Consider the following 212-nt stretch of genomic DNA (forward strand, 5'->3'; position numbering starts at 1 on the left):
GCAATTGCTACACGCTGCTTCTGTCCACCTGACAATTCATTCGGTAAATGATGCACGCGGTCTGCTAATCCAACTTTACCTAATGCCTCTAAAGCACGCTTGCGACGCTCTGCTTTCTTTATGCCACCATATACGAGTGGAAGCTCAACATTTTCGACTGCCGAAAGACGCGGCAACAGATTAAAGTGCTGAAACACAAAACCGATATATTC

General features: G+C 45.8%; 1 protein-coding gene. It reads right to left on the minus strand.

The features are described 5' to 3' along the window. The coding region (locus KI369_RS28835; RefSeq protein WP_212959039.1) for an ATP-binding cassette domain-containing protein at positions 1-212 on the minus strand (212 nt) is incomplete at both ends.

Origin of the sequence: Bacillus sanguinis, from assembly GCF_018332475.1 — a bacterium.
Taxonomy (GTDB): Bacteria; Bacillota; Bacilli; order Bacillales; family Bacillaceae_G; genus Bacillus_A; species Bacillus_A sanguinis.